This window comes from Furfurilactobacillus rossiae DSM 15814, from assembly GCF_000428925.1.
GTDB classification, from domain to species: Bacteria; Bacillota; Bacilli; order Lactobacillales; family Lactobacillaceae; genus Furfurilactobacillus; species Furfurilactobacillus rossiae.
Window position 1 is genome coordinate 69055 of sequence record NZ_AUAW01000005.1, and the last position, 16377, is coordinate 85431.

At 42.9% G+C, this 16377-nt stretch carries 15 protein-coding genes; 13 read left to right on the top strand and 2 right to left on the bottom strand.

Annotated elements, in window-relative coordinates; translation table 11 throughout:
- The first annotated feature begins 276 nt into the window (after positions 1-276).
- The 5 genes from G400_RS14400 (at position 277) to whiA (ending at position 5146) form a co-directional block, all read left to right on the top strand.
- Positions 277-1395 carry a YibE/F family protein gene (locus G400_RS14400; protein WP_017262173.1) on the top strand — a complete coding sequence of 373 codons (1119 nt, stop codon included), beginning with the start codon at positions 277-279 and terminating at the stop codon, positions 1393-1395.
- Positions 1382-2182 carry a YibE/F family protein gene (locus G400_RS0103905; protein ID WP_017262174.1) on the top strand — a complete coding sequence of 267 codons (801 nt, stop codon included), beginning with the start codon at positions 1382-1384 and terminating at the stop codon, positions 2180-2182. Before G400_RS14400 ends, G400_RS0103905 begins: the two co-directional genes overlap by 14 nt.
- Before the next feature lie 90 nt (positions 2183-2272).
- Positions 2273-3160 carry an RNase adapter RapZ gene (rapZ, locus tag G400_RS0103910; protein WP_017262175.1) on the top strand — a complete coding sequence of 296 codons (888 nt, stop codon included), beginning with the start codon at positions 2273-2275 and terminating at the stop codon, positions 3158-3160.
- Positions 3157-4161, top strand: coding sequence for a gluconeogenesis factor YvcK family protein (locus G400_RS0103915; protein ID WP_017262176.1), 1005 nt, complete (start codon positions 3157-3159; stop codon positions 4159-4161). The genes rapZ and G400_RS0103915 overlap by 4 nt, the downstream gene beginning before the upstream one ends.
- 40 nt (positions 4162-4201) lie before the next feature.
- Positions 4202-5146, top strand: a complete 945-nt coding sequence (whiA, locus tag G400_RS0103920; RefSeq protein WP_017262177.1) for a DNA-binding protein WhiA — start codon at positions 4202-4204, stop codon at positions 5144-5146.
- Between the two features lie 86 nt (positions 5147-5232).
- Here the strand turns inward: whiA and G400_RS0103925 are convergent, their stop codons facing one another.
- On the bottom strand, positions 5233-6153 hold the full coding sequence (locus G400_RS0103925; RefSeq protein WP_017262178.1) for an SDR family oxidoreductase: 921 nt from the start codon (positions 6151-6153) through the stop codon (positions 5233-5235).
- Positions 6154-6301: 148 nt separating this feature from the next.
- Between G400_RS0103925 and G400_RS0103930 the strand changes: the two genes are divergently transcribed.
- Both G400_RS0103930 and G400_RS0103935 read left to right on the top strand, forming a co-directional pair.
- The gene (locus G400_RS0103930; protein ID WP_017262179.1) at positions 6302-6883 is read left to right on the top strand and encodes a TetR/AcrR family transcriptional regulator; all 582 of its coding nucleotides are present in this window, start codon (positions 6302-6304) and stop codon (positions 6881-6883) included.
- 136 nt (positions 6884-7019) lie between these two features.
- Complete coding sequence (locus tag G400_RS0103935) at positions 7020-8618, top strand: ATP-binding cassette domain-containing protein (RefSeq protein WP_017262180.1); 1599 nt, start codon at positions 7020-7022, stop codon at positions 8616-8618.
- Positions 8619-8764: 146 nt separating this feature from the next.
- Here the strand turns inward: G400_RS0103935 and clpP are convergent, their stop codons facing one another.
- Positions 8765-9361: an ATP-dependent Clp endopeptidase proteolytic subunit ClpP gene (gene clpP, locus G400_RS0103940; protein ID WP_017262181.1), complete on the bottom strand. Its 597-nt coding sequence runs from the start codon at positions 9359-9361 to the stop codon at positions 8765-8767.
- A 191-nt stretch (positions 9362-9552) separates the two neighbouring features.
- On the opposite strand from clpP, the gene G400_RS0103945 reads away from it, so the two are divergent.
- The 6 genes from G400_RS0103945 to G400_RS0103970 all read left to right on the top strand — a co-directional run bounded on the left by G400_RS0103945 (position 9553) and on the right by G400_RS0103970 (position 16141).
- On the top strand, positions 9553-10470 hold the full coding sequence (locus G400_RS0103945) for a prenyltransferase (RefSeq protein ID WP_017262182.1): 918 nt from the start codon (positions 9553-9555) through the stop codon (positions 10468-10470).
- Between the two features lie 585 nt (positions 10471-11055).
- Positions 11056-12492, top strand: a complete 1437-nt coding sequence (gene nhaC, locus G400_RS14405; protein ID WP_017262183.1) for a Na+/H+ antiporter NhaC — start codon at positions 11056-11058, stop codon at positions 12490-12492.
- A gap of 173 nt (positions 12493-12665) precedes the next feature.
- Positions 12666-12818, top strand: coding sequence for a hypothetical protein (locus tag G400_RS16425; RefSeq protein WP_017262184.1), 153 nt, complete (start codon positions 12666-12668; stop codon positions 12816-12818).
- Between the two features lie 816 nt (positions 12819-13634).
- Positions 13635-14495, top strand: a complete 861-nt coding sequence (locus tag G400_RS0103960; protein WP_017262185.1) for an SDR family NAD(P)-dependent oxidoreductase — start codon at positions 13635-13637, stop codon at positions 14493-14495.
- A 51-nt stretch (positions 14496-14546) separates the two neighbouring features.
- Positions 14547-15392 (top strand): acetoacetate decarboxylase family protein, encoded by an 846-nt coding sequence (locus G400_RS0103965; protein WP_017262186.1) that lies wholly within the window; start codon positions 14547-14549, stop codon positions 15390-15392.
- Between the two features lie 86 nt (positions 15393-15478).
- Positions 15479-16141: a nitroreductase family protein gene (locus G400_RS0103970; protein ID WP_017262187.1), complete on the top strand. Its 663-nt coding sequence runs from the start codon at positions 15479-15481 to the stop codon at positions 16139-16141.
- Positions 16142-16377 lie beyond the last annotated feature (236 nt).

Genomic DNA, 16377 nt, shown 5'->3' on the forward strand with positions numbered 1-16377 from the left:
TCACGGACAATGTTATTTAATATTGATTCACAATTTAGCCTTCTATTTAAAACAACAACGGAACTGTTTTGGTCAATCAATCAAAACAGTTTTTTTGTTTTAGACACAAAATTGCTCACAATTATTAATTACTGTTAAAAAATCGTTGGCAAGTTTAGTTTTAGTTACGTTTTGAAAGACGTGTTAGTGCGGGTGGTAGAATGAAACGTAGATTTATGAAAAAACGAGTTGGGTTAGGGTGCTTGCGTTTATTTTTGAAAGCGGGGAAATCGTCACATGAATGTTAAACCAAAACACTCTGCAAACTGGTGGGTAACCCTAGTTTGTGTCTTGTTTGGCGGACTGTTGGTACTAGGCGTTGCTTACGATGCCCCAATTTATCAACGGCCAATCGCTAAAATTACTAATGTACGTAATGAACGCCCTGTCAAACAACAAGATGAGTTTGAAAATCAAGATGCAACAGTCCATCAGCGGATCAATGCAGTTTTGATTAACACAATTCACAAGGGACAAAAGATTACTTTAAGCAATACATACAGTCGTTCCGGGGCAATGGATCAACCCTATCGCGTGGGCAATCAGGTATTCATTTCAAAACTAACTCGAGGTCAACAGTCGAATATTAAAGGACCAAAACGAGATACCGTTGTCGCTTTACTGACCTGGATTGTAATCAGTTTGCTGTTTATCTTTATGCGCTCGGCCGGTTTTATGGCATTGTTATCCGTTGGACTAAATGCAGTGCTGTTCTTCTTAGCAATCAACATTGATTTGAGTTTAAAAAATGGCAATGTGTTTGTCATTTTTAGTCTAATTAGTGTTGCTTTTGCAGCTTTAACGCTGTGGCTGGTTTTAGGTTGGAGTCGACAAACGGTCATTACGCTAACGGCGACATTATCCGGGACGGCGTTAGCAATTTTAATCAGCCTGATTGTGTTCGCACTTACCCATGAACGGGGTATGCACTATGAAGGGCTTCAGTATGTGACCACATTGCCGCGACCCTTGTTTTTAGCAGAGACACTGATTGGGTCTTTAGGGGCGGTGATGGATGAGTCAACAGATATCGTGGCAACACTGTTTGAACTGCAAGCTGAACGTCCAGATGTTAGTAGAAACCAGCTATTTTTATCAGGACGAAACGTTGGTCGCTCCATTATGGGACCTTTGATCAACGTGCTGTTCCTTATCTTTGTAGCCGATACCTTTCCGTTGACACTCTTGTACTTAAAGAATGGTAATAACTGGGGATATACTTACATGATGAATATGTCGATGGGGGTTATTCAAAGTTTAATCAGTGGTCTAGGAATTGTATTAGCCATTCCAGTGGCCAGTTTCGTTGCAAGCCGATTGATGAAGAAGAAGGTGATGACAGATGACAACCTTTAGTGTGTTAGCATTGTTGCTTTTCTTAGCCATGTGGGCTGTGGGTGGTAAACAGGGGGCAATTGCGTTTGTCAGTCTCGGTGTTAACTTTGCGTTGTTGTTTTTAACCATCGTGTTAGTTCAGTTTCACTTGCCGCCACTACCTGTCACATTAGTTGCTGGGACGATTATATTGGCTGTGACGATTTTCTTTGGGAATGATGATGACAACAGTACGACGACAGCTTTTTACGCTTCCGTTATCGTGATGTTATTACTTTTGTTGTTTATTGTGCCTGTGGAGCACTGGGCGCAGGTCGCTGGATTCGGGGATGAGGACAGTGAAGACTTGGAAGGCATGTCGCTGTATATTGGCATTTCTTTTTTGAAGGTCGAAATATGCACCGTTGTGTTAAGCACATTAGGTGCCATTGCTGAGGCAGCTATGGCCATTTCATCAGGTCTATCGGAGATTGAAATGCAACAGCCTACAATAACCGGAAAACGTCTGTTTGGCGATGGTTTGAACGTCGGTAAACAGATTATTGGGACCACGTTTAATACTTTGTTCTTCGGCTTTTTTGGTGGTTTCTTATCGTTGTTCATATGGTTCGTCGGTCTTCGCTATTCAATTGGTGAGGTTTTTAATGACAAGGTGTTTGTTGCGGAATTGTTAATGGTGTTGTTATCGTTTATCGGTGTTCTCATTACGGTGCCAATGACGGCAGCAGTAGCTAGTTGGCGTTGGCATCGACAGTCACAACAGTCACAAAAAAAGCCAATAGTAACTAAAGTAGATGCAGATGAATAAAAAGACACACCCGGTATGTTATACTGTTACAAGTGACGTCGTCAGCTGAGCAAAGAAAAGCAATAAGCGGCGACGTAAGGGGGCAAAGAAGTGGCACAACAACTGAAATTGGTTATTATTACAGGGATGAGTGGTGCTGGCAAAACGGTTGCCATGCAAAGCTTTGAGGACTTGGGCTACTTTGTTATGGATAACATGCCACCCAAACTATTGCCAAAGTTTTGGCAGTTGGTTAGGCAGTCAGGAAATGTTAAAAAAGTTGCGCTTGTCGTAGATTTACGTTCACGTGAATTTTTTGATGACCTACAGGAAATGATTGCAATTTCCTTAAGCACTGGCACGGTAGATACATCGGTATTATTTCTCGATGCGTCTGATGCCGAATTAGTGGCACGGTACAAGGAAACTCGGAGGGCACATCCATTAGCCATGGATGGCCGCGTTTTAGATGGTATTCATCAGGAGCGAAGCTTGCTGTCGGAAATGAAGGAACGGGCAGACTTGGTCATCAACACGGATCATTTGACGCCACGTCAGCTACGCGAAGATATTTTTGAACAATTTGAAAATCAAGATAAACAGTCGGAATTTCATGTTGAAATTTTGTCGTTTGGGTACAAATATGGTTTGCCGATCGATGCGGATATCGTGATGGACGTTCGTTTTTTGCCAAATCCATATTATGTACCTGAGTTAAAATCATTAACTGGTCGTGACCCTGCCGTCTATGATTACGTAATGAAACAGCCAGCCACGGAATCTTTTTACAAACAATTTTTAGAGCTGTTAAAACTGACCTTGCCTGGCTATCAAAAAGAGGGCAAAACCAGTTTGACCGTTGCAATTGGTTGTACTGGTGGGCAACATCGGTCAGTCGCTATCACAGAGCGACTAGGCAAAGATTTAAGTCAGGACTATCGCGTCCATGTCAGTCATCGTGACGTGGAGAAACGAAAGGAAACGGTTAACCGCTCATGAAAGAAATCATGGAGAAGCGGCGGCCACGGGTAGTTGTCATTGGCGGCGGCACGGGTTTGCCCGTTGTCCTTAATTCCCTGCATAAGCAGGACGTCGATGTAACTGCCGTTGTGACGGTCGCAGATGACGGTGGTTCTTCGGGAATCATTCGGAACTATATTAACGTTGTGCCACCTGGTGATATTCGTAATGTCATGGCCGCCTTGTCGCGGCTGTCACCATTGGAATTGAAGGTTTTTCAGTATCGGTTTGAAGCTAACGATAACTTCTTCTCCGGTCATGCGATTGGTAATTTAATTATCGCGGCGCTTACTGAAATGGAGCATGGCGTGTTTGGCGCTGTTCAGGAACTGTCCGAAATGATGCATGTAGATGGGCATGTTTATCCAGTTGCCAATGAACCGTTGGTGCTTCACGCTGAGTTTACCGATGGCACGCAACTCGCCGGTGAGGCTGAAATCACGGCTGCCCACAAACAGATTAAACGGGTGTGGGTCACACCACAGCCAGATTCTGACGATGAGATTGCTAAGGCCATGCCAGCCGTAATCGATGCCATTTTAGGCGCCGATTTGATCGTGTTGGGACCTGGTAGTCTATTTACAAGCATTTTGCCAAACCTGATGGTGTCAAACGTGGGCGAGGCAATTATGCATACTCCTGCGGAAGTTGTGTATATTTGTAACATTATGACGCAGAAGGGTGAAACGGATCACTTTACTGATGCTGATCATGTTCAGGTATTAAACAAGCATTTGGGCGCCAATTTCGTGGATACAGTCCTTGTGAATACCGAACGGGTTCCAGAGGATTACATGGATTGGAAACGCTGGAACGAGGTGTCAACACAAGTGACATCTGATACCGACGAATTGACCAGGATGGGTGTCCGCTCAATTCGAGCCAATTTACTACAGTTACGGGATGCAGGTGCTTTTCACGACGGGACCAAAGTGGTTGCTGAGCTGATGAAGTTGCTTGCACATAAACATATTCAATAACTGCCTTGATTGATAAGGTGATAAAAAAGGAGGCAGCACGATGTCCTATGCCAGTGACGTAAAAAAAGAGCTGACTGGATTAAAGGTGCACGCGGCGAATGGTAAGGCTGAATTAATGGCCTTGATTCGCATGAACGGCGCGGTCAGCATTGTTAACCACGCGTTTGTGTTAAACGTGCAAACGGAAAATCCGGCGATTGCTCGACGAATTTATGCATTATTAAAGCAGTTTTACCGTTTGGAAGCAGAACTGATTGTTCGTAAAAACGTCAAACTTAAGAAAAACAACATGTATGTCGTGCGGCTAAAGACCGGTACGCAACAAGTTTTAAACGATCTTCATGTGTTAGGTGACATGGGAATCGAAGAGGTGGTGCCACAAAATGTGCTTACCGAAGATAGCGAAGTTCGCTCGTATTTAAGAGGCGCATTTTTGGCAGGTGGTTCGGTTAATAACCCGGACACCAGTCGTTATCATCTCGAGGTTTATTCTTTGTATGAAGAACAGAATCAACAGATTTGTGAGTTAATGAATCAGTATGACTTGAACGCCCGAATGACCAATCGTCGAAGTGGCTACATTACTTATCTTAAGGAAGGCGAGAAAATTTCTGATTTTCTCACCTTAATTGGAGCAACCAATGCCATGCTAAAGTTTGAAGATGTTCGCATTATGCGTGACATGCGTAATTCAGTCAATCGGCTTGTTAACTGTGAGACGGCGAACATGGAGAAAGTCGCATCTGCCAGTTCTCGCCAAATTGATAACATCGAGTACATCAAATCGCGTGTTGGATTAGGTCAGTTACCAGCTAAGCTTCAGGCCATGGCCGAGACTAGATTGGCCAATCGTGAAGTGAGTTTGAAGGAACTAGGTGACCTGATTCCGGGAGGACCAATTTCCAAGTCTGGCGTTAATCACCGTTTGCGGAAAATCAATGAATTCGCTGATAAACTGCGTGAGGATGACATTATTTCAGCGTAGTTGTCGTGTTTGTAGTTTGATGTGAGCATAAATAAAATGACCGATTTTCTTTAACTGGGAAACCGGTCATTTTATTTATGCTCGAGTTAATTGCGTGGCTGTTGCAGTGCGGCGACATTGGCGGGGGTGCTCAAACATGTCTTTAAATCGTCAAGCAAACCTGTTTCGTGCGGATGCCAGTCCAACGCCGCTTGAGTCCACGTGCTGCTGGTGGGATTACTGCCGACAACGGTAGGTTCAAACCAGCCAAAGTAGGCCTTAGCAGTCTCTTCATCAAAGTGTTCTACCGGCACACGCAACGTGTTGCCAATTGTTTCAACAATGGTCTTTACAGGAACACCTTCTTCGGCAACCGCGTTATAGGTCGCGCCGGCCTCGCCGTTTTCTAATGCGGCCACGAACAGCTGTGCTGCATCGTTACGATGAACGGATGGCCAAACATTGGCGCCATCACCGACGTAGCCAATCTTACCGTGATTAACCGCCATTTGAGCTAGAATGCTACCAAATCCTTGACGCTGAATGTCATGAACTGTTGGTGCCAAACGAACAACGCTGGCGCGAACGCCCTGTTGCGCATAACTGAGCGCCAGTGCTTCGGAAGCTGCTCGACCAACGGGATGTGCCATATGGTCCTGTTCGGTAGCAGTGCGGCCCATGCCAACCGCCATTAAGGTGCCAGATGTATTAACTAGTGGCTTGTCGGTGTTGGCTAAAGCATCGCCTAACGCTTTGACAGCAGCCATGTCTTTAGCGACGGCTTCATCATAATGGTTAAAATCATTAGTAAAGGCGAGGTGAATAACACCGTCACTGCTCTTTGCGGCCGTTGATAAGCCATCTAAATCGTCCAGTGAGCCTTTAACGGGTGTGGCGCCTGCCTGAGTTAATTGTTGAGCCGAATGATCTGAATGAGCCAGTGCAAGAACCTCATGACCATGTTCAATTAGGGTTTTAACAACAACCTGACCAATGAAGCCATTACCACCTGTAACAAAAACTTTCATAATAAGTGCCTTCTTTTTAAATTTCATTTATTTGATAAAGTTTGTTTTATAAATGATAGCTCTATCGGTAAAGATTATAACCGATAGACTTATCGGTATCAAGTGGTAAACTAAAATAAATTACTTTTAAAGAAATGGGATCAGAAAGATGAAGAAAAAAGACGACCAAAAATATAATCGCATTCTTGATGTTGCTGGCGATCTGATTATTACCGATAGTGTCGGTGCAGTTTCAACTACAAAAATTGCTAAGCAAGTTGGCATTTCCCAGTCTAGTATCTACGTTTATTTCAAGAATCGTGAGGCACTGTTACTTACACTATATGTCCGTGAATTGAAGCGTTTGTATGCTCAGGACAGCGGGGAAGATTTGCGTTCACTGTCGTTTGAAACAGCAATGAAACAGTATCTTGAGCAACTGTTTCACTATGGTTTGACCTATCCTAAAAGTATGACGATCATTCAAAAGTTAAAAGAGGATTACGCCTTTGACGAGCAGGCTGGTGAGCAAATTAATGTCATCGTTCATCAAAGTGCCGTACAGCAGTTGTTATTTAAAGGGCTGGCTGACAAAACATTGCGGCAAGTGGATATTTCACTACTTAGAAACATTATTTTTTCGACGATCAAACTGCACACGGACAACTTGCGGCAAGGTGTGTACACTGAGGCGGACGTGCCATTTGAAAGAATCCAACGCATGCTAATGAAGGCGGTTCAGAATAACTAATTCAAGCCGAAAGAAACAGTCTGGTTAGTGGGTAGAAATAAATTTGCATATACGCAAATATTAACAATAAGGTGTTGTTGTAGCCTCCCAAGCAGTGATAGGTTCGCTTTAATAAAGAGCGAATGGGGGAGATTGCATGACCAAAATAATTCATCGCGGTTGGTTCAGCATCGCTATTGTTGTGGCGCTGATCAATGGTTTAGAAGTTCCTTTTAACACGGCTACCTATGCCTATATTTTTAAACTGATTACTACGCGTGACTTGGCCGGCGTCGGGATTTATCTGGCGATCGTTCTAGGCGGATATTTATTCTTTTCGCTTTTGTCATACCAGCAAAGCTGGGTAGTCAATAAAAATGTGGCGTTTATCAATTTACGTCTAAAAACCCGTTATGTAGAAGCAAAGGTCGAGCGAGATGATCCCAGCCAGCAGGATTTCGAAGCAAATGGTCTATCATTTTTAATGAATGATTTGAAGCTACTCGAGGATAATTATTGGCGCAACGTGTTTCGATTATTAGGATATGGCACGACAATTTTGGTCACCACGGGGTATGCACTACACAATAGCTTTCGGCTAACCGGGATTTTCTTAGCGTTTATGTTGGTGCCAATGGTCTTTCAGCGTTTGGCAAGTAAAGGAACGACGACTAAAGCAACCGTTTGGTCACAAAAAAATGCACAGTTGGCAACACGCGTAAAGGACCTATTACATGGGGCAATGACCATTCGTCGCTATCATGCTGAGGCTGGTTACAGAACTAAGCTACTCAGGGATGTCGGTAGTGTTGAAGAGGCAAATGCTGCGCTTAAGAATCGCATTGCACTGGCTAACAGTCTGCTAATGTATTTGTTTTATCTATTTTCAGAAACGCCGATTGCCATCGGTATCTACCTGACTATTTCGGGAATATTAACGTTACCGGAATTTGTTGCAGTCCAATATTCAACCAACATGATTTTAAACAGCGTCAATCAAATGCTGACTTGTATTAACCAGATTGGAAGTACTAAGGATGTTCGCCAACAGTTGCGTCGAAGTATTTCCAAAGAAGGCGTAACAGCGAAGTTGCCCATGAAATCGGCACAGTTTCAGGAATTGAGATTGACAAATATCAGCTTTAAACGTGAACATCGCGATATTTTAAATGTCGTTAACTTGCGAGTTCAGAAGGGCGAAAAAGTGTTGATTCAAGGCCCATCTGGGGTAGGCAAATCAACATTGCTGTCGATTATGTTAAAGGAGTTGCCAGTTACAAACGGACAGCTGTTACTCAATGGTCAGGAATATGACGATGCTCAGGTAGAAAATCTATTTAGCAAGGTCTCACAAATACCGATTATCTTTGCCGAGACTGTCCGATATAACCTGACTTTAGGGATGCCATTTTCTGAGGATGCGATTTTAGTAGCCGTCAGACAGGCTGGACTCAGTGACGTCATCAAAGAATCCAAGCTGAATCAGCAAATAGCCGAAGATGGTAAAAATCTTTCAGGCGGTCAGTTAAAGCGCATTGAAATTGCGCGGGCATTGTTATTTAAACGACAAGTGTTGTTGATTGATGAGGGGACAGCTTCCCTTGATTCAGCAACGGTAAGACAGATTCATGACACACTGTTGTCGTTGACTAATTTGACAGTGATCGAGGTAGACCATCATATTCCACACGAATTATTGTCAAAGTATGATCGTCACTACCAACTGAACAATGGCCGTTTAGAAGCGCTCAACTAAAAATATACATGACTGGTTGTCCTGATAATCCCTATCATCAGGACGGTGTTAAAAATGGTCAATGAACAAATATGGCCTCCTCAATTTACTGTAAACGCAAAAAAGACCCTCGTCATTTGACGAAGGTCTTTGCTTGCTTATTATGACTACTTTTGCATTTCGCTGGAGTTAGTCATAATGTGGTCAATCAAACCATAATCTAAGGCTTGCTCAGCGGTCATGTAGTTGTCCCGTTCAGTATCCTTGTTGATAGTTTCAATGTCTTGACCAGTCTTTTCAGCCAGCAAGTTGTTGATCATCTTCCGTGTCTTCAGAATTTCTTCAGCCACGATTTCGATTTCAGTTTGTTGACCTTGAGCACCACCAGAAGGTTGGTGAATCAAGATTTCTGAGTGTGGTAAGGCAAAGCGTTTGCCCTTAGCACCAGAAGTTGCCAGAATGGAAGCCATTGAAGCAGCCATTCCCATGACAATCGTTTGAACATCAGACTTAACAAAGTTCATGGTGTCGTAGATTGCCATTCCGGAAGTGATAACACCACCGGGTGAGTTAATGTACATGTAAATATCTTTATCAGAATCTTGGGCATCCAAGAAGAGCAATTGAGCGATGATGGCGTTGGCCATGTCATCTTCGATTGGTCCGGAAACCATAATGATCCGGTCTTTTAATAGTCGTGAGTAAATGTCGTAGGCACGTTCGCCACGGCTGGACTGTTCAATAACAGTTGGAATCAAAGCCATAATTGAGGCCTCCTTGTAATTTGCGTTGTTATTTAGCACTTGTAATGGTGCTCTGCTAATCAACGTAATTGTAGTTTAACCCAAAGGTCAAAAAAGGTCAAACAAAATGGTGCGATTGTTTGAAAAAATGTGATAAAAAGTTGTGTGCAATGTGATAGCCTTAGAGTATCAAGGGGTTAGGAGAGTTAGAGATGAATAAAAAATGGTTAACGTGGCCGGTATTTGTCACGCTAAGTGAGATTTATATCGCACCGTTAAATATTATGTGGTTCATTTTGGGTTCTGCCATTGCTCAATATCGTTATGGCGTGGTGAATTGGCTTAACGTTATTTTGTGTTTGGCGGATGTGTTCATTTTTGACCTGGCAGTTAACGTATCCGATAATTACTATGACTATGTACATGCCGCGGACCGTGAAGGATACGCTGCACATACAAACCCAATTGGCCGGTTGCATTTGCCTAAGCGTGGCGTGTGGTGGCTAGCGGTTGCCTTGTACATTATTTCTGCAATTCCTGGCGTGGTTTTAGTCATGCGTACTGGATGGCCGGTATTGTTGTTTGGGGTTATTGGTTACCTAATCGGTATTTTCTATACCGCGGGACCCTATCCATTAAATGCCATGCCGATTTGTGAAACTGTGGTTGCTTTTTCCATTACATATTTAATTGAACTCGTCTGTGTTTACATCAGCATTTACGGCCAGCGTCCGTTTACATGGGGCGTGGCGGGTACGACGTTTGCATTATGTCTACCAATTACGTTGTTGTTCTTTACTGTTCAATTAGGAAATAACACGGCGGATCTTGACGAGGATATCAAAAACAATCGTCATACACTGGCTTTTTTCATTGGTCGCAAACGAGCCGTCCAAGTGATGCAAGTCTTACTGGTTGTTGGCAGCTTATGGCCAATTGTAAACTTGGTTTTTGGATTAGCACCGTGGATCACTGTGCTAAGCGTGGTGTTGCTGCCGATTATGTGGCAAGGAATTAAACCGTTCTACGCAGTTCAAGACAAGCAGAAAACGTACATGAAAGTGATTAAAAATACATCTTTATTTTACATTGGGTACACTGCCCTGTTTGCAATTGGCGCATGGTTGTGAAGAATAAATTAGGAAAATTATTTGACAAACGATTAAAATGCTAGTATATTTCTAATCAACATTTAATCATTGTTTTCAAACCTAGTAGTGAATGATCTGTGTGTCAGGAAGTCGGTGGTTGCTGCGAACCGATCAGGATCATCTCATCGAAATACCTGAAAACGAAAATGACCGGGCACCGTTGGACCGTTATCCCAGCGAGAGTGAATATAATGGGCGTTAGGCTCATTTTATTAAGCTGGGTGGTACCACGGTAAACTAATCGTCCCTGTTATGCATAATTGCATAGCAGGGACGATTTTTTGTATTTAGAGTGTTGCATAACTTCGGGTTGAATCCGAGCAATAAGAAGAAAGACGAGATATTCGGCGGTTTTTCGGATGTCTTGACTTACAGCTTATGCACAGGATTCAGAGGTTAGGTGCACATTTAGGAGAATGGTGCCGCAGCCCGGCATTAAAAAGAGAGAAAAGGGGGCCAATGGAAAATGACAGAAAATTGTGGGGGCAATCCTCGATATAGAACCTCAATGAATGACACTCAACGTTTACAACAATTTGGACATTCAAAAAATGAGGTATTCACATGGAAAAACAAACATTTAAAGTTGGTCGTAACGAAGCACTAATTGTCTTACTAGGCATGTTGTTAATTATGGGATTTGGCGTGATTAAATTTGGTTTGTCGCCCCAAGTTCCCGTTATGTTAGTTATGGGATTATTGATGGCATGGGGTGTGGCTCACCGTTTGCCATGGTCGTTAATTAACGAAGGAATCAAGGATGGGATTGAAACCGGGATTGTCCCAATTTTCATTTTCATTCTGGTTGGTGCGTTAATTAGTACATGGATTGCTGCTGGCATCATTCCATCCTTGATGGTTTTCGGTTTTCATTTAATCAGTGTTCAGTGGTTCGTTCCTTCCGTATTTGTCGTCTGCGCACTGGTTGGTAGCGCCGTTGGTAGTGCTTTTACCGTTATTTCTACAGTCGGCATTGCGTTCTTCGGGATGGGCGTTACGATGCACGTTAACCCAGCTTTAGTGGCCGGCGCGATTATCTCCGGCGCAGTTTTTGGTGATAAATCGTCACCGTTATCCGAATCAACCAACTTAACTGCAGCGGTTGTTGATGCTGATTTATTCAAACACATTATGAACTTGATGTGGTCCACCATTCCTGCATTTATTATTGCGTTAGTTGTATTTGCCATTATGGGAAGCGGCGAAAAGGGTGCTAGTCTAGCCAGCATCAATCATGTCATCAACATTTTAGACAACAACTTTACTATTTCAGCTTGGGCGATTGTGCCGATTGCGTGCATGTTCATTTGCGCATGGCGGCGAGTGCCAGCGATTCCAACATTATTTTTAAACATTGGCGTTTCGCTGGTGATGTTACTGATTGAGCATCCAGGCACTAAGTTAACCAAAATTGCTAGCATCATTGAAGCAGGATTTGTTTCTCACACCGGTAATAAAGAAGTTGATTTATTATTATCACGTGGCGGTATTGCAAGCATGATGGGAACGGTCTCACTGATCGTGTTGACCTTATCACTTGGTGGTTTGTTGATGCAGTTTGGACTGATTGACGCTGTGATGACGCCGTTTGCGAAGCATTTAAACTCCGATGGCAAACGGATCATTGCGGTCGTTCTCTCAAGTATTGGCGTTAACATCTTCATCGGTGAACAATTCTTATCCGTTATCCTTCCAGGTAAGGCATTCAAGAAAACATTTGACGAATCCGGATTAGCTCCTGTCGCATTAGGACGGGCACTTGAAGATGGCGGAACGGTTATTAACTACCTGATTCCGTGGGGGGTTGCCGGCGTGTTCGCAGCCAACACGCTTGGTGTTCCAACGATGCAATACTTACCATTCGCATTATTTAGCTTATTGTCACCAGTATTTTCTATATTAAGTGGCTTGACTGGTATCGGTTTGAAGCATCAAGACGTTGCAAAAACGGAGCCAGAAAATTTTAAGCAGGTCACGGCTTCAACGGCTGTGGAAGAGTAATACGTCCGGTTAAAACGGTAGCGTGTGAACGAGGTCGTGACCAAAATAAAATAATTATTATGGCCGTTTGTGGTGCGGTTATTACATTGATGACTAAACCGGACTTGCTCACGTTGTCTAAAGCTGGTATAGTATTACGTGTTATTAAACACAGTATTGAGAGGAGAAGCATCATGGCAGAAAAGAAACCATTGAACTCATTCGCCGGCCAACGTCCCGTTGCTAAACGTCAACGTCGTATTCGCCGTGAAAAAGAAATTGCCGCAATCCAACGTTGGGCTGCTGGTAAGACTGACACGATCGAAGCAGCTCCAAAGGCTAAGTAATTTCGGTTGGTAGGCTTTTCTGATCGTCTCTAATTCAGTACATCAAAAAGCATTTAGTCCCGCAATCTCGTCATGAAAATGATGGGGTTGCGGTTTTTTTATTTTAGAGTGTGATCACCCACGGTTTGAAGTCGAGCAATAACGTAAATACGCCGTCATGAAGACGAACTTTGTCTTTATGGCGGCGTATTTGGGTTATGTACAGACTTCAGTGGGTGAGAGCGCGTTTGCGACAATGTAATAGAAAAAATTGGGTTTGTTGCCGAACAGGTCTCTGGGGTGTCGAAGCGCGTTATGACTATGAAGCAGGAAAACGGGTTATGCACAGACTTCGGTGGGTGAGAGCGCGTTTGCGATAATGTAATAGAAAAAATTGGGTTTGTTGCCGAACAGGTCTCTGGGGTGTCAAAGCGCGTTACGACTATGAAGCAGAAAACGGGTATTAGCATCATCACTGACATACTTTAGTTTATTCAGTTGATAAAGAAGAAACTCGACAAACTCTCATAAAGCTAATTTTGTTTTCCTACTCAACAGTTGATAATTCCTTGATTATCAGCTCTTTATTCCGACAATGTGAAAAAGGTACAGTCCTATCTACAGATTATTGTATGGATTGTCCCTTATTGAAGTTTAGTGTAAGCGCTAACATATAGGTGTATTCAAGAGTTAGTTACATAACGTTTGAATATCTCCAGGGGATTTTTTGGTAATAAGCTCACAAAAATTATTATATTAAAACGTACTCATAACGTTCATAAGCACAACAATAACGATTTCTAGAGCGTCGTGAAAACGTTTAGGAGGAGCAGTGTTATGAAGGATTTTAAGGATAAGGTTATGTTTATTACTGGTGCCGCACACGGGTTTGGCCAGGTTATTGCTGAAGAGGGTGCTCGTCGGGGCATGAAGTTGGCAATAGTTGATATCGATGAGCCAGCATTAAAGGAAACATACAAGAATGTCACGGATGCTGGTGCTGACGCCATTATGATTACCGCGGATATCACCAAAGAGGATGCTGTTAACGATGCAGTTGATCAAACGATGGCTAAGTTTAATCAAATTGATTTATTAATCAATAACGCCGGTATCGCATTGCCAGGACGGATGTGGGAGTTACCGACCCGTGATTGGGAATGGATCATGCATATCAACGTGATGAGCCAGGTTTATGCAATGAAGCGGATTATTCCAATTATGTTGAAGCAAAAGACACACGCTGACATTCTGAACGTTGCTTCCATTGCCGGACTCGTTGACACACCAGGGATGCCTTCTTACCACGCCAGCAAGTTTGCCGCTGTAGGGATGACAGAGGCAACTGCTTATGACCTTCAACGCATTAACGCCGACATTGAAATGCACGTTATGTGTCCAGGATTTGTTCAAACGGACCTTTATCACACTGAAAATCACCGTCCAGCACAATACAGTGATCCATCTGACCCTTACTACTCAAGTGAAGCTTACTTGAAAGGTCAACAATTTGCCAAGTATGTAATTACAAATGGTAAGCCAATTGACACTATCGCTGACACAGTCTTTAAGGCACTTGAAAACAACGACTTCTACATTTTGACTCACCCAGAATACAACCCACTGATTTCCGACCGGGTAAACCGCATTGTTAACAACGGTGCACCTGATGTTCATGTCATGGATGGCATTATGTAATCGTAAAGTACCTGTTTAAAATGACTTTTGTTAATGAAAGGAAGATTAATTATGGCTAGTTTTGTTGCAAGTGAAGAAGACGTAAAAAACTTTTTGAAGTCACCAAGTATGAATGATCAAGAGGGGATTGGGTTTGCATATGCAACTGACGAGGCAATCTTAAAGAAATTGATTCCTGCACCACTGCAATTGATGGCACCAGTTGTTTGTGGTTACGTTGTTCACATGGGTAAACCAACATTCGGTGCACCCTATTTGGAACAGAGTTTATTTGTTCTTGTTAGTTATCAAGGTAAGATGATGGGCGCTTATCCACTTGAATTATTGCTACATGGCCCTGGTGCTGAGGCTGGTCTGACTGCCGGCCGTGAAGGTGCCGGCATTCCAAAGAAGTTAGCTGACAATATTGAATTACGACGCAACGACAATTCTGCCAGTGCAGTTGTTGATCGTCATGGCAAACGTCTATTAGACCTTTCTTGGACAGCAGGTGAATTAAATGACCCTTCTATCATGAAACAATTTGCGGGTCAATTGGCACTGAACAAAGAGGCTGAAATGAGCTCATTCTTCTTTAACTACGACTTGGATCAACATGAAGATGGGACAAATCACTTTACAAACGTTGAGTTAGTTTCGACGCAAATGCGCAACTTGGCTGACAGGGTTGAACCAGGGAGCCTGTCCATTAAGGTTGACTCCACTGATGACGATCCATTTGGCGAATTACCAGTGCTTAAGCCACTTGGTGCTGCATGGTTCCACTTTGCTACATCGACCATGTACAACACCTTGAAGCTAGAGTCAGTTGATGCTGACAAGATGGCGCCATACTTGATTACAGGCCACTATGACCGTGGTGTCATCAACCCAGCTGCAACGACTTACATGATTTAGGCTTTAGGTTGCTAAATGAAAGCGATACCATTACTATTTAATTAGTTAGTTGGGCACGAACATTATAAACGAAAGAGGCAATGATGATGTCAGAAGCAACAGAGACAAAAAAATTGGTTAACAATGATTTCTCGAATGTTATGTTCGATCGTCATTCAGTTCGTAACTTTGATCCATCGGTAAAAATTTCACGTGATGAATTGCAAAAAATGATTTCAGAGGCCACTTCAGCACCATCGGCATGTAATCTGCAATCATGGCATTTTGTGGTCATTGACACGCCGGAAGCAAAAGAAAAGTTAAAATCCGCTGCCATGAAATTTAACTATCCTCAAATTGATTCTTCATCTGCAATTATTTTTATTGCAGGTGACACGCAGTCACACGAAGTTTATCGTGACGTTTGGACAAAAGTTTATAAAGACAGCAAAATTGATAAAGCACGTTTGGACCAGATTTTAGGAACCTTCCTACCACTCTATGAAAATGCATCTCGTGATTTTCTGACCTTAGATGCAACTATTGATGGCTCTGTTGTGGGTATGCAGCTATTGTTAATTGCTCGGGCACATGGCTATGACGCTAATGCTTGGTCTGGATATGATTTCGAAAAGATCATTCCGGCTGTCGGGTTAGACCCAAAGCGTTTCGTTCCGGTAATGGCTGTTGCTGTCGGTAAAGCTGATAAGAGCAAGGATATTCTTCACACTGACCGCTATGACGCCAAGACGTTGACTGACTTTCTTTAGTCTGCGGTCTTTCAGATAAATTAAACAATTTAAAACAAATGGTTGCTGAGCTTAAAAACTCGACAACCATTTGTTGTTTTTTAATTTTATCAAACGACATTTTAAGTATTTCATTAAAGGACAATCATTCAGTTCGATGCTTACGGAGAGACTGGGCCTGTACGCTTGTCAAGCCGATACCTTAACTATACCGGCTGAATGGGATAAATTTCATCTACCGGATGGCTACGATGAAT

Excerpts from the sequence above, each read along its gene's own strand:
- G400_RS14400 (WP_017262173.1), top strand. The coding sequence starts at position 277 with ATGAATGTTAAACCAAAACACTCTGCAAACTGGTGGGTAACCCTAGTT.
- G400_RS0103905 (WP_017262174.1), top strand. The coding sequence starts at position 1,382 with ATGACAACCTTTAGTGTGTTAGCATTGTTGCTTTTCTTAGCCATGTGG.
- G400_RS0103915 (WP_017262176.1), top strand. The coding sequence starts at position 3,157 with ATGAAAGAAATCATGGAGAAGCGGCGGCCACGGGTAGTTGTCATTGGC.
- whiA (WP_017262177.1), top strand. The coding sequence starts at position 4,202 with ATGTCCTATGCCAGTGACGTAAAAAAAGAGCTGACTGGATTAAAGGTG.
- G400_RS0103925 (WP_017262178.1), bottom strand. The coding sequence starts at position 6,153 with ATGAAAGTTTTTGTTACAGGTGGTAATGGCTTCATTGGTCAGGTTGTT.
- G400_RS0103930 (WP_017262179.1), top strand. The coding sequence starts at position 6,302 with ATGAAGAAAAAAGACGACCAAAAATATAATCGCATTCTTGATGTTGCT.
- G400_RS0103935 (WP_017262180.1), top strand. The coding sequence starts at position 7,020 with ATGACCAAAATAATTCATCGCGGTTGGTTCAGCATCGCTATTGTTGTG.
- clpP (WP_017262181.1), bottom strand. The coding sequence starts at position 9,361 with ATGGCTTTGATTCCAACTGTTATTGAACAGTCCAGCCGTGGCGAACGT.
- G400_RS0103945 (WP_017262182.1), top strand. The coding sequence starts at position 9,553 with ATGAATAAAAAATGGTTAACGTGGCCGGTATTTGTCACGCTAAGTGAG.
- nhaC (WP_017262183.1), top strand. The coding sequence starts at position 11,056 with ATGGAAAAACAAACATTTAAAGTTGGTCGTAACGAAGCACTAATTGTC.
- G400_RS16425 (WP_017262184.1), top strand. The coding sequence starts at position 12,666 with ATGGCAGAAAAGAAACCATTGAACTCATTCGCCGGCCAACGTCCCGTT.
- G400_RS0103960 (WP_017262185.1), top strand. The coding sequence starts at position 13,635 with ATGAAGGATTTTAAGGATAAGGTTATGTTTATTACTGGTGCCGCACAC.
- G400_RS0103965 (WP_017262186.1), top strand. The coding sequence starts at position 14,547 with ATGGCTAGTTTTGTTGCAAGTGAAGAAGACGTAAAAAACTTTTTGAAG.
- G400_RS0103970 (WP_017262187.1), top strand. The coding sequence starts at position 15,479 with ATGTCAGAAGCAACAGAGACAAAAAAATTGGTTAACAATGATTTCTCG.